11 protein-coding genes and 2 pseudogenes are annotated in these 12097 nt (G+C 63.3%); 3 read left to right on the plus strand and 10 right to left on the minus strand.

The features are described 5' to 3' along the window. Positions 1 to 45 precede the first annotated feature (45 nt). Positions 46 to 1677: pseudogene (locus tag PG879_RS10025) on the plus strand (methyl-accepting chemotaxis protein). 69 nt (positions 1678 to 1746) lie between these two features. Here the strand turns inward: PG879_RS10025 and gloA are convergent. The 8 genes from gloA to rsxA form a co-directional block, all read right to left on the minus strand. Further along, on the minus strand, positions 1747 to 2154 hold the full coding sequence (gloA, locus tag PG879_RS10030) for a lactoylglutathione lyase (protein WP_010674310.1): 408 nt from the start codon (positions 2152 to 2154) through the stop codon (positions 1747 to 1749). A gap of 77 nt (positions 2155 to 2231) precedes the next feature. Further along, positions 2232 to 2873 (minus strand): endonuclease III, encoded by a 642-nt coding sequence (gene nth, locus PG879_RS10035; protein ID WP_005302279.1) that lies wholly within the window; start codon positions 2871 to 2873, stop codon positions 2232 to 2234. 14 nt (positions 2874 to 2887) lie between these two features. Next, positions 2888 to 3646: an electron transport complex subunit E gene (locus PG879_RS10040; RefSeq protein ID WP_010674312.1), complete on the minus strand. Its 759-nt coding sequence runs from the start codon at positions 3644 to 3646 to the stop codon at positions 2888 to 2890. 16 nt (positions 3647 to 3662) lie between these two features. After that, positions 3663 to 4295 carry an electron transport complex subunit RsxG gene (rsxG, locus tag PG879_RS10045; protein ID WP_043156385.1) on the minus strand — a complete coding sequence of 211 codons (633 nt, stop codon included), beginning with the start codon at positions 4293 to 4295 and terminating at the stop codon, positions 3663 to 3665. 43 nt (positions 4296 to 4338) lie between these two features. After that, positions 4339 to 5391 (minus strand): electron transport complex subunit RsxD, encoded by a 1053-nt coding sequence (gene rsxD / locus PG879_RS10050; protein ID WP_010674314.1) that lies wholly within the window; start codon positions 5389 to 5391, stop codon positions 4339 to 4341. A gap of 3 nt (positions 5392 to 5394) precedes the next feature. Continuing rightward, positions 5395 to 8028: an electron transport complex subunit RsxC gene (gene rsxC / locus PG879_RS10055; RefSeq protein ID WP_270830111.1), complete on the minus strand. Its 2634-nt coding sequence runs from the start codon at positions 8026 to 8028 to the stop codon at positions 5395 to 5397. A 14-nt stretch (positions 8029 to 8042) separates the two neighbouring features. Beyond that, positions 8043 to 8609 carry an electron transport complex subunit RsxB gene (gene rsxB, locus PG879_RS10060; RefSeq protein WP_042017194.1) on the minus strand — a complete coding sequence of 189 codons (567 nt, stop codon included), beginning with the start codon at positions 8607 to 8609 and terminating at the stop codon, positions 8043 to 8045. A 4-nt stretch (positions 8610 to 8613) separates the two neighbouring features. Then, positions 8614 to 9195, minus strand: coding sequence for an electron transport complex subunit RsxA (gene rsxA / locus PG879_RS10065; protein ID WP_039038677.1), 582 nt, complete (start codon positions 9193 to 9195; stop codon positions 8614 to 8616). 111 nt (positions 9196 to 9306) lie between these two features. Between rsxA and PG879_RS10070 the strand changes: the two genes are divergently transcribed. Further along, positions 9307 to 10203, plus strand: coding sequence for a DMT family transporter (locus tag PG879_RS10070; protein WP_041212829.1), 897 nt, complete (start codon positions 9307 to 9309; stop codon positions 10201 to 10203). A 61-nt stretch (positions 10204 to 10264) separates the two neighbouring features. Beyond that, entirely contained in the window at positions 10265 to 10462 is a 198-nt protein-coding gene (locus tag PG879_RS10075) for a hypothetical protein (RefSeq protein ID WP_039038678.1), read from the plus strand. Between the two features lie 72 nt (positions 10463 to 10534). Here PG879_RS10075 and PG879_RS10080 read toward each other — a convergent pair whose 3' ends face one another. Both PG879_RS10080 and PG879_RS10085 read right to left on the minus strand, forming a co-directional pair. Then, positions 10535 to 11068 carry a methyl-accepting chemotaxis protein gene (locus PG879_RS10080; RefSeq protein WP_257978395.1) on the minus strand — a complete coding sequence of 178 codons (534 nt, stop codon included), beginning with the start codon at positions 11066 to 11068 and terminating at the stop codon, positions 10535 to 10537. A gap of 6 nt (positions 11069 to 11074) precedes the next feature. Continuing rightward, positions 11075 to 11833 (minus strand): annotated as a pseudogene (locus PG879_RS10085) (PAS domain-containing protein); the annotation flags it as partial. Between the last annotated feature and the right edge of the window lie 264 nt (positions 11834 to 12097).

Genomic DNA, 12097 nt, shown 5'->3' on the forward strand with positions numbered 1-12097 from the left:
ATCATTGTGTCACTGCACATCTGCAGTCGAGGATCACCAGCCAACATGTCTTACAAGCATCTCTCCATCGGCAAGAAGATTGCCGCCGTCTTTGCGGTCATTGCCGTCATCAACGCCGTCTTCGGCCTGTTTCTCGCCACCGAACTGCGGGACATTCGGGATCGGGTATTGAACTTCACCGACTCCACCCTGCCAAGCGTGCTCTCGGTGGACAACTTGCTCTATGACGTCTCCTATGTGCGCCGTGCCCAGTTTGCCCTGCTGATGGTGGAAGATGCCGTCGACAGGCAGGTTCGCCGCGCCCGCATCCAGGAGAGCCTGGGCAAGGTGCAGCAGGTCATGGATGCCTACGAGGCAACCGTGGGGGCCGAGCATGAACGCCAGGCCTTCAACCGCGTCAAGCAGCAGTGGCTGCAATATCTGGGGGCCGTCAACCAGGTGGATGCCCTGTTGTTCCAGGGCAGCAGGGATGAGGCCAGGGAGGCGCTGTTTCGCTCGAACGGACTCTACACCGAGCTGGAGCTGGCGGTGCGTGCCCTGGTGAAGGTGAATCTTGGCTTTGTGGAAGAGAACCGTGGCAGCCTGCTTGGCAGCGTCACCATGGTGATGACCTTTGCCGTGGTGAGCATCGCGACCCTGCTGATCTTCATGGGGGTCATGACCTGGTTCCTCACCCGCCAGATCTGCCTGCCCCTGCAAGCCGTGGTGGCCCAGGCCAATGCCATCGCCCTGGGGGATCTGACCCATCGGCTGGATCGCCAGCACATCGGGCAGGACGAACTGGGGATGCTGGCCAGCGCCTCCCTCAAGATGCAGGACAACCTGCGTGGGCTCATCGAGGAGGTGGCCGCCGCCGTGACCCAGCTGGGGGCCGCCATCGAGGAGGTGAGCGCGGTCTCCGAGCAATCATCCCAGGGGATCCAGAGCCAGCAGCAGGAGATAGCCCAGGTCGCCACCGCCATGGCCCAGATGAAGGCGACGGTAGCGGATGTGGCGGGCAACACCGAGGTGGCCTCGGAGTCGGCAAGCTCCGCCAATGCCCTGGCCCGTCGCGGCAGTCAGGATGTGCAGGGGGCACTGGATGCCATCACCCGGGTGGCCGGTGAGATGGAGCAGGCGGGCAACCTGGTGAGTTAACTGGAGAAAGAGTCTGCCCAGATCAACCTGGTGGTGGATGTCATTCGCGGCATTGCCGACCAGACCAACCTGCTGGCACTCAATGCCGCCATCGAGGCGGCCTGTGCCGGTGAGCAGGGGCGCGGCTTTGCGGTAGTGGCCGACGAGGTGCGCACCCTGGCGGGGCGTACCCAGGCCTCCACCGGCGAAATCGTCGCCATCATCGAGACCCTGCAGGCCCGTGCCAACCGGGCGAAGTCGGTGACCGGCCAGAGTTGCGAGATGATCCGCCAGTGCGTGAGTCAGAGCGAACGCACCAGCGCGGGCATTCGTCAGATTGAAGAGGCGGTGGCCCAGATAGCCGACATGGCGATCCAGATTGCCAGTGCCTGTGGCGAGCAGGATGCGGTCTCCGATGAGCTGGGCCGCAACGTGGCGCGCATCAACGACTCCTCCAACGAGGTCGCGACTGGCGCGGATCACACCGCCAAAGCCTGTCTGGAGCTGAGCCAGCTGGCGGCGGGTCTGCGCCAGAGCATGGGGCGCTTCCGCCTGGCCTGACGGTGGCCGCAGCCAATGAAAACGGGGCCCTGGGCCCCGTTGTTTTTCTCACCGCCAGGCGGCGTGGGCTCAGGCGCCCAGGCCGGTACCGGCGTCTTTCTTGGCAATCAGCTCAATCTTGTAGCCGTCCGGGTCTTCCACGAAGGCGATGACGGTGGTGCCGCCCTTCACCGGGCCCGGTTCGCGGGTGATCTTGGCGCCGGCGGCGCGCAGCGCCTCGCAGGTGGCATAGATGTCGTCCGCTTCCAGGGCGATGTGACCATAGGCGGAACCGAGCTCGTACTCGCTCACCCCCCAGTTGTAGGTGAGCTCGATGACGGCTTCATCCTTCTCGTCGCCGTAGCCGACGAAGGCCAGGGTGTACTTGTATTCGCTGTTCTCGCTCTTGCGCAGCAGTGTCATGCCCAGCACTCGGGTGTAGAAGTCGATGGAACGTTGCAGATCGCCGACGCGCAACATGGTATGCAGAATTCTCATTGCTCAATTCTCCGGGTTGGTGGATTGGTACTGCCTTGAATCCATGGCCCGAGACCGGATCCGCAGAGGCCTGCAGATCAACTCTCGGGATAGACCTTCTCTTTGTATTCGCACAAATCTTCGATGATGCAGGAGCCGCAGCGGGGCTTGCGAGCGAGACAGGTGTAGCGCCCGTGCAGGATGAGCCAGTGGTGCACGTCCAGCTTGAACTCGGCGGGGACCACCTTGAGCAGCTTCTCCTCCACCTGATCGACGTTCTTGCCCACGGCAAAGCCGGTGCGGTTGGAGACCCGGAAGATATGGGTGTCGACGGCGATGGTGGGCCAGCCGAAGGCGGTGTTGAGCACCACGTTGGCGGTCTTGCGGCCGACGCCGGGCAGGGCCTCGAGGGCCTCGCGATTCTCCGGCACCTCGCCGCCGTGGCGCTCCAGCAAAATGGCGCAGGTCTTGATGACGTTCTCGGCCTTGGTGTTGAAGAGGCCAATGGTCTTGATGTACTCCTTGACCCCGTCCACCCCCAGATCCAGCATGGCCTGGGGGGTGTTGGCCACCGGATAGAGCTTGTCGGTGGCCTTGTTGACGCTCACGTCGGTGGCCTGGGCCGAGAGCAGCACGGCGATGAGCAGCTCGAAGGGCGTGGTGAAGTTGAGCTCTGTGGTGGGATGGGGGTTGTCATCGCGCAACCGCTCCAGGATCAGCCTGCGTTTCTGGTTGTTCATGGCTCTCTCTTGTCTCAGAGCTGGGTCGTGCGGGCGCCCGCCGCCGGCACGGTGCAGTGGGCCTTCTCGGCACTCTGCTTGCGGCCCATCCAGTCGTTGATGGCGTTTTTGCCGGCGATCATCAAACCGAGGCCGATGAAGCCGCCGGGGGGCAGGATCGCCAGCAGCAGGCTGGCGTCGGCGTGGAACAGCTCGACGCGCAATGACTTGGCCCAGTCACCCAGCAGCAGCTCGGCACCGTCAAACAGGGTGCCCATGCCGATGATCTCGCGAAGGCCCCCCAGTACCAGCAGCACCAGGGTAAAGCCCAGCCCCATCATGAAGCCGTCGAGGGCGGCAAGCAGGGGCGGGTTCTTGGAGGCATAGGCTTCGGCGCGGCCGATGATGACGCAGTTGGTGACGATGAGGGCGATGAAGATGCCGAGCGCCTGATAGAGGCCGTAGGTGTAGGCGTTCATCAACAGCTGCACGCTGGTCACCAGGGCCGCGATGATCATCACGTAGACCGGGATGCGGATATCCTTGGGCACCCAGTTGCGCACCAGGGAGACGGCGAGGTTGGAGCAGACCAGTACCACCATGGTGGCAAGGCCGAGCCCCAACGCATTGGTAAAGGTGGAGGAGACCGCCAGGGTGGGGCAGAGTCCCAGCACCTGCACCAAGGAGGGGTTGTTCTTCCACAGTCCCTGCAACATCAGCTCCTTGAGCTCTTCGCGGCGGCCACTTTCCCCGGCGGGTTGGCTGGCCGTGTCAATCACGTCGACTTGTTCCATAGCGTGTGCTCCGGCGTTAGGGGTTGGTATGGCAGGAGGGGGCATCGTGCAGCAGTTCGGGGTGCTCCTGTTGCAGCCTCAGCAAATTTTTCACTGCCTTGACCACGGCCCGCGGGGTGATGGTGGCTCCGGTGAAGGCGTCGAATTCGCCGCCATCCTTCTTCACCGCCCAGGTGGTGTCGTTGTCGGCCGTGAGGGACTTGCCGGTGAAGCTGTCGATCCAGCTGGATTTCTTCAGCTCTATCTTGTCACCAAGCCCCGGGGTTTCCTTGTGGGCCAGCACCCTGACCGCGCTGACGGCCCCCTTGGCATCGGTGCCGACCACCATGCGAATGGCTCCACTGTAACCATCGGGGGCCACGGTTTCCAGCGCGTAGCCGGTATGCACCCCCTTGAGGGTGGCGGTATAGAGGGGCATGGGCTCATCGCTGCCTAGGTATTCCCGGCTGCTGACCAGCTTGCAACTGGCCACCAGATCGTTGTCATAACTCCCCTCGGGCAGCAGGGCCTGCAGGGTGCGCAGCTTCTCCAGCTCTTGCTGGTGGGCGATGCGATCCCGGGTCAGTTCGTTGGTCAGCACCACCATGGCGGTGCAGCCGAGGGCAAAGAGGGCCAGGGTCAGGCCATTCTTGCGCATGCTTTTCAACATGGGAGGCTCCCTGTCTCGCGTCTGCGGCAATTCAGATGTGGGTTCATTTGCGACGGGCTCCATAGACCTTGGGGCGGGTCAGACTGTCAATCAGGGGAACGCACAGGTTGGCCAGCAACACGGCGAAGGCGAAGGCATCCGGATAGCCGCCAAAACGGCGGATGACATAGACCAGCACGCCGATGAGCACACCGTAGACGAGGCGCCCCTTTGCGGTGGTGCTGGCACTCACCGGATCGGTGGCGATGAAGAAGGCCCCGAGCATGGTGGCACCGCTGAACAGGTGCAGCATGGGGGTGGCGGTGGCGTCCGGGGTGGCCAGATAGCCCAGGGTGGCAGCGAGCAGCAATGCGCCCAGCACGGCAGTCGGAATGCGCCAGTTGATCACTTTCTGCTGGAGCAGGAAGAGGCCTCCCAGCAGGTAGCCGAGGTTGACCCAGCTCCAGCCGATGCCACCCCAGCCCTCGAAGACCTTGTGGGTCATCACTTCGGTGGCGGTCAGCCCCTGGGTCAGCCCCGTCTTTAAGGTATCCAGCGGCGTGGCCATGGTCAGGCCATCCACCCCCTGTTTGAGCTGCAGCATGCTGTAGCCGTCGAGGCTGAAGCCGGTGAAGATCACCGAGGCCGCATCGGCGAAGCCGATGTCGTAGGCGGCGATGCTGGAGGGGGGCAGCCAGCTGGTCATCTGGACCGGGAAGGAGACCAGCAGCAGCACATAGGCCACCATGGCAGGATTGAACAGGTTCTGACCGAGCCCACCATAGAGATGCTTGGCGATGATGATGGCGAACGCCGTGCCCAGCACCAGCATCCACCAGGGCAGCAGGGGGGGCAGGGAGAGACCGATGAGCACGGCGGTGAGCGCCGCGCTGCCATCCAGCAGGGCCGGTTTGACGGGGCGGCCGCGCAGGCGAAGGACCAGGGCCTCCGAACCCAGGGCCGTGACCAGCGCCAGCAGGATCTGGATCAGGGTCCCCCAGCCGAAGAACCAGGTCTGCGCCAGGAAGCCGGGCAGGCAGGCCAGGATCACCAGCACCATCAGGGTCTGGGTCTGTTTGCGGTTGTGGGCAAAGGGCGCACTCGCGATATTGAACATGGATCAGTGGCTCTTGTCGGTCGAAGGGGAGGAGGCAGCCTCGGCCGCCAGCTTCTTGGCTTTGGCCCGGGCGATGGCGGCGGCGATGGCCGCCTTCTTGGGATCCACCTCGGCGGCGGGGCCGGATGCGGCAGTCGGGGCCTCAACGGCGTTATCGGTTGTATTCACGGATGTCTTATCCGCGACCACTGGCCCATCCCCTTGCGCCTGGGCGGCCTTCTTGGCCTTGGCCCGGGCGATGGCGGCGGCAATAGCCGCCTTCTTGGGGTCCACCTCTGCGGCGGGTTTGGATGCGGCGGCCGGGGCCTCAACGGCGTTATCGCTTGTGTTCACGGATGTCTTATCCGCGTCCGGCGGTGCGTCACCTTGCGCCTGGGCGGCTTTCTTGGCCTTGGCTCGGGCGATGGCTGCTGCAATGGCCGCCTTCTTGGGGTCCACCTCTTCGGCGGCGGGCTCGGATGCGGCGGCCGGGGCCTCAACGGCGTGTTCGCTTGTGTTCACGGATGTCTTATCCGCGTCCAGCGGTGCGTCACCTTGCGCCTGGGCGGCTTTCTTGGCCTTGGCCCGGGCGATGGCGGCGGCAATGGCCGCTTTCTTGGGGTCCACCTCTGCGGCGGGTTTGGATGCGGCGGCCGGGGCCTCAACGGCGTGTTCGCTTGTGTTCACGGATGTCTTATCCGCGTCCGGTGGTGCGTCACCTTGGGCCTGTGCGGCTTTCTTGGCCTTGGCCCGGGCGATGGCGGCGGCAATGGCCGCCTTCTTGGGGTCCACCTCGGCGGCGGGCTCGGATGCGGCGGCCGGGGCCTCAACGGCGTGTTCGGTTGTATTCACGGATGTCTTATCCGCGACCACCGGCCCGTCACCTTGCGCCTGGGCGGCCTTCTTGGCCTTGGCCCGTGCCAGGGCGGCGGCGATGGCGGCCTTCTTGGGATCCAGCTCTGCCTTGGGATGTTGCTCCCCAGGTGCCGGGGTGTCAGCCAGCCCATTGCCCTCGCCATTGGCGGCCTTGGCGGCACGACGGGCGATGGCCTCCTGCTTGCGCGCCTCACGGGCGGCAATCATGGCCTCGTTGTCCGGTGCGGGTTCACTCACGGCCACCTGGGCCGTCTCCTGTTTGGCCTTGATGCGGGCCAGGGCGGCGGCGACCGGATCTTCGCCCCCGGCCGTCGTCATGGCCTGGCGACGCTGGGCTGCGGCCTCGGCGTGGCGGGCTTCGCGGGCCGCCTTCTCACGCTCGAAGCGAGCCTGCTTGGCCTCGAAGCGCTGCTTGGCACGTTCGGCCTTCTCGGCCTCGGCACGGGCCTCGCGGATGTCATCCTTGGCGATCTTGTAGTACTGCACCAGGGGGATTTCGCTCGGGCAGACCCAGGCACAGGCGCCGCACTCGATACAGTCAAAGAGGTTGAGCTTCTCGGCCTTGTCGTACTCCTTGACCCGGCTGTACCAGTAAAGCTCCTGGGGCAGCAGGGTGGCGGGGCAGGCATCGGCGCAGGCACTGCAACGGATGCAGGCCTGTTCCGGGCCGGGGGGCGGCAGCTCGGCGCGGGTGGGGGAGAGCAGGCAGTTGGTGGCCTTGACCACGGGGACCATGGCGTGGGGCAGGGTGAAGCCCATCATGGGGCCCCCCATGATGACCCGCTGATCCGCCTCCGGTTGCAGCTCGAAACGCTGGAGCAGCCAGCGTACCGGCGTGCCCAGACGCACCCAGGCATTGCCGGGTTTCTTGAAGGCGTCGCCGGTGAGGGTGACGATGCGCTCGATGAGCGGCTCCCCATCGATGATGGCGCGCTTGATGGCAAAGACGGTGGCGACGTTGAGCACCATGATGCCCATGTCAACCGCCCGGCCTCCCTTGGGCACCTGGCGTCCGGTGAGCAGCTCTATGGTCTGTTTGGCGCCGCCGGAGGGGTACTTGGTCGGTACCGACTTGACCAGCACGTCGGCGTCGCTGGCATGGCGGGTCAGGGCCTCGATGGCCGCCGGTTTGTTGTCTTCCACTCCGATCAGGGTGAGCTTGGGCTTGAGCAGGTGCTTGAGTACCCGGATGCCGTCCATGATCTCGTCGGCGTACTCCTGCATCAACCTGTCATCCGTGGTGATGTAGGGTTCGCACTCCAGCCCGTTGACGATGAGGATCTCGGTGAGCTGGCCACGGCCGTCGAGCTTGCTGTGGGTCGGGAAGACGGCGCCGCCGAGCCCGGCGATGCCGGCCTGCTGGATGCGCTCGAGCAACTCCCCCCGCTCCAGGTTCCAGTAGTCAGGCTGGGGTGTGCGCTCGCCCCAGGCATCGTCTCCGTCCGGGGTGAGGAGGATGCAGAGATCGTCAAGACCGGAGGGGTGCGCCACCGTGTGCTGCTCAATGGCGGTGATGGTGCCCGAGGTGGAAGCGTGCACCGGCACGATGCGTCCCTTGTCAAAACGGGTGAGGGGTTGCCCCTTCTTGACCTTGTCCCCCACCTGCACCAGCAGTTCGCCGGCCGGACCCGCGTGCTGGCGCACCGGAATGATGAGCTGGGGGGGAAGGCCCGCGTCAACGACGGGGGTCAGGCTGGACTGGTGCTTGTTCTCGGGGGGATGGATGCCGCCGTGAAAATCCCACAGAGTGCCGGCTTTGATGCGTTCGAGCAGATGCTGCATGGTTACTCCGCTGTTTATTCCACTATCTTGACCGGAATGGCGACCTTGGCCAGATCCCATTTCCAGTTGTCGACCGTGGTCGGCACCGGGATCATTTCGATACAGTCGGTCGGGCAGGGGTCGACGCAGAGGTCGCACCCGGTGCACTCGGCCGCGATGACGGTGTGCATCGCCTTGGTGGCACCCAGGATGGCGTCGACCGGACAGGCCTGGATGCACTTGGTGCAACCGATGCACATGTCTTCGTGAATGAAGGCCACCTTCTTGACGGGGATTGCCGCGTCTTCACCGCCGTCCAGAGACTGGGGCTCGACCCCCATCAGGTCGGCAATCTTGCGCATGGTGGCGTCGCCACCGGGCACGCACTTGTTGATCTTGTCGCCATTGGCCAGGGCTTCGGCGTAGGGTTTGCAGCCCGGGTAACCGCACTGGCCGCACTGGGTCTGGGGCAACAGGGCATCAAGCTGATCGACGATGGGATCGGCCTGCACATGAAACTTGACGGCGGCAAAGCCGAGAATAATGCCGAAGGCCAGGGCAAGCAGGGCCAGCACCAGAATGGCAAAGAGTATGTGAATCATAGCGTTATATCTTGATGAGGCCGGTAAAGCCCATGAAGGCCAGCGACATCAGGCCAGCGGTGACCATGGCGATAGAGACGCCACGAAACGGTGCTGGCACGTCGGCGGCCACCAGCCGCTCACGCATGGCGGCAAACAGGATCAGCACCAGAGAGAAGCCGACGGCGGCCCCGAAGCCGTAGATGATGCTCTGGATGAAGTTGTGGCGCTCGTTGATGCTGAGCAGCGCCACGCCGAGCACGGCACAGTTGGTGGTGATGAGCGGCAGGAAGATGCCGAGCAGGCGATAGAGGGTCGGGCTGCTCTTGCGGATCACCATCTCGGTGAACTGGACCACCACGGCGATCACCAGAATGAAGCCCAGGGTGCGCAGGTAGGCGATCTCCAGCGGGATCAGGATATAGTGCTCCATCAGATAGGAGCAGGCGCTGGCCAGCGTCATGACGAAGGTGGTGGCCAGACCCATGCCGATGGCGGTTTCCAGCTTGCCGGAGACACCCATGAAGGGGCAAAGGCCGAGGAACTTCACCAGCACGAAGTTGTTGATCAGCACGGTGCCGACCAGTAAAAGCAGGTACTCAGTCATTGAAGATGGGTTATCCGGTATGAAGGCGGCCGTATTATCTGATGTTAGGTGCCTTTAGACAACCGCAAGGCCGTATGGTTATTATTCGAATGCCCAATTCATGGAGGCATTGTGCGCCCTTTACCCGTCCTGACGCTGACCCTGGCCATGCTGCTCTGGTCCAGCTCCTTCATCGCCCTCAAACATGTGCTGGAAATCTGGTCCTTCGGTCAGGTGCTCTTCATGCGGATGGGGGTGGCGTCCTGTTGCTGGCTGCTCTGCTACCGCCAGCTTGGCCGCGTCACTTACCAGAAGGGGGATTGGCGCTGGTTGGCCCTGATGGGGGCGCTTGAGCCCTGCCTCTACTTTCTTCTTGAAGTCAACGCCCTGCGTTACACCAGTGCCGGCCAGGCCGGTATGGTCTGTGCCCTGCTTCCCCTGATGGTGGCTCTGGTGGCCTTCGTACTGCTTGGAGAGCGGGTGAGTCGCCGCCAGCTGCTGGGCTTTGCCATCGCCATCGTTGGCATCGCCCTGCTGGGGTTGGGGGAGGGCGCCGACGAGTTCGCCCCCAACGCCCTGCTCGGCAATAGCCTGGAGATGGGCGCCATGCTCTGCGCCGCCACCTATTCCGTGGTATTCAAGAAGCTCTCCAGCCGCTACGGCGTGATGACACTGACAGCGTTGCAGGCCTTCGTCGGCATGCTCTTCTTCGCGCCCTTTGCCTTCAGTGCGCCCTGGCCCGCGAGCTGGGCCTGGCAGGACATGGGGGTCATCCTCTTCCTCGGCGCCTTCGTGACACTTGGTGCCTACCTGCTCTACAACTGGTCGGTGACCCAGGTGAAGGTGACCCTGGCGGCTGCCTATGTGAACCTCATACCGGTCTTTACCCTGCTGCTCGCCTATCTGCTGCTGGGAGAGACACTCACGGCCCTGCAATGGGTGGCCTGTGCCGCCGTGCTGGCCGGCATCGGGGTGGGCCAACTGCCGTCCGGCAGGAAGCGTGCGCAGGCAGTCGCCACCGGGGGATGAGTCGCCGTCATTAGGCTACAGTCTGGGCAGGGAAACACGCTGTCTAAGAAGGAGCCGACCGATGAGCGACATGCACTTGCTGGCCGCGGCCAAAAGCCTGTTGAGCCATCCCCCCTTTACCCTGGCCGATGCCAGAGCCCTGGAGGCGCTGGAAGAGGAAGCTGTGGGGGAGGAGGGGCTCTGCATCGCCGCGCTATGGGACATCGCCCTCGCGCTGGCGGACGAGGAAGCCAGACACTATCTCCTGGGGGATGGCTGAGCGGGTTTCGGGTGGGCGGACAGCAATGACAACGGGGGGCCTGGGCCCCCCGTTGTCATTGGCAGCTGTCGCTCAGATGGAGAGGCTCTTGACGGTGTCCGACACCGAGTTGGCGTCCTCGATGATCTCCTTGATGACGTCGGCGATGATGGTGGCCTGCTCCTGGCCTGCCACCGCCTTGTCGGAGACGACGGAGACAGTCTGGGTGATCTGGGAGGTGATCTCCGAGTTGTGCTTGATGACGGTGACGATCTCGCTGGTGGAGCTGGAAGTGCGCGCCGCCAGTTGCCTCACCTCGTCGGCCACGACCGCGAATCCCCGTCCCTGTTCCCCGGCGCGGGCCGCCTCGATGGCCGCGTTGAGGGCCAGCAGATTGGTCTGATCCGCGATGCCGCTGATGGTGGAGATGATGGATTCGATGCTCCTGGATTGCTGGTTGAGCTGCTCTATCTGCTTGCTGACCGCATTGACCGAGGTGTTGATGTGAGAGGAGGTGTCGAGCACCCTGTCGATGACCTCCCGCCCCCTGGCAGCGCTCGCGACGGTTTCGCTGGCGATGGCACACGCCTTCTGGGCCGCTTCCCGGGTGGAGATGGATTTCTCCACCCGCTCGGTGATGTCGCTCGCCAGCTTGATGATTTTGACCACCTTGCCCTCGTGGTTGAAGATGGGGTTGTAGGTGGCCTCCAGCCAGATCTTCTCCCCCCGGTGACCCAGACGCATGAAAAGCCCTGACTTGATGTCACCCGAGCCGAGATCCTGCCAGAAATGGGGGTTGTTCTGGTAGAACTCGGTGTCACAGAAGAGGCGATGATGCTTGCCGACCACCTCTTCCAGCCGGTAACCAAAGCAGTTGAGGAAATTCTGGTTGGCGGTGATGACGGTGCCATCGGGTTGGAAATCGATGACCGCCAGGGACTTGTCCAGGGCTGCCAGCAGGGCCTGGGTGCGCTCCAGGGTGGATTGCTGCTGGGTCACGTCAGAGGCGACCTTGGCGATCCGCACCACCTTGCCGTCGATCACGATGGGGAAATAGGTCGCCTCCAGCCACACGGCCTTGCCGGATTTCGACTGGCGAATGAAGCGACCGCTGCGGGAGACGCCGTGGCGCAGATCCTGCCACAAGGTCTCGTAATCCCGGGTATTGACGTCGTCGGGGAAGCAGAGGGTGCTGTGATGCTTGCCAATCACCTCGTCACGTTCAAATCCCACGATCTTGAGAAACAGCGCGTTGGCGAAGGTGACCACTCCCGCCGGGGTGAACTGGACGAAGGGGACCTGCAACTGGATAGCCTGTTCAAATGCCCCCAGTTCCACCACCCTTGCCGCTTGCTCACTGGCTTCCTTGCTTGCTTTTTGATTCCAGAACATGACAGCGCTCCTCCATGAGACCCTTGAATGGGATAACGACCAAATATGAGTAAATTAACAATAGCATTGCGTCCTGATGAGTCGTCATCGTACTCAAATTAACTTTTTATTTTTCAATGTTGATAAATAGCTTCTTAATTGTAGGGTCTCGTACAAGGGTTATTTATCTCCTGGGCCGCCCTGGCCCTAGGGAAGGTGCGAACAAGTCCCTGATATGAGATCATGTTTGTCATCTGGAGCCATGAAAAAGGGTTCATCATGAGT

The organism is Aeromonas sp. QDB63 (assembly GCF_027707425.1).
In the GTDB taxonomy this organism is placed as follows: domain Bacteria; phylum Pseudomonadota; class Gammaproteobacteria; order Enterobacterales; family Aeromonadaceae; genus Aeromonas; species Aeromonas caviae.

Bases quoted from the DNA above. Each gene is read 5' to 3' on its own strand.
- rsxG (WP_043156385.1), bottom strand. From the start codon at position 4,295: ATGTTGAAAAGCATGCGCAAGAATGGCCTGACCCTGGCCCTCTTTGCC.
- gloA (WP_010674310.1), bottom strand. From the start codon at position 2,154: ATGAGAATTCTGCATACCATGTTGCGCGTCGGCGATCTGCAACGTTCC.
- rsxB (WP_042017194.1), bottom strand. From the start codon at position 8,609: ATGATTCACATACTCTTTGCCATTCTGGTGCTGGCCCTGCTTGCCCTG.
- rsxC (WP_270830111.1), bottom strand. From the start codon at position 8,028: ATGCAGCATCTGCTCGAACGCATCAAAGCCGGCACTCTGTGGGATTTT.
- PG879_RS10040 (WP_010674312.1), bottom strand. From the start codon at position 3,646: ATGGAACAAGTCGACGTGATTGACACGGCCAGCCAACCCGCCGGGGAA.
- nth (WP_005302279.1), bottom strand. From the start codon at position 2,873: ATGAACAACCAGAAACGCAGGCTGATCCTGGAGCGGTTGCGCGATGAC.
- PG879_RS10075 (WP_039038678.1), top strand. From the start codon at position 10,265: ATGAGCGACATGCACTTGCTGGCCGCGGCCAAAAGCCTGTTGAGCCAT.
- rsxD (WP_010674314.1), bottom strand. From the start codon at position 5,391: ATGTTCAATATCGCGAGTGCGCCCTTTGCCCACAACCGCAAACAGACC.
- rsxA (WP_039038677.1), bottom strand. From the start codon at position 9,195: ATGACTGAGTACCTGCTTTTACTGGTCGGCACCGTGCTGATCAACAAC.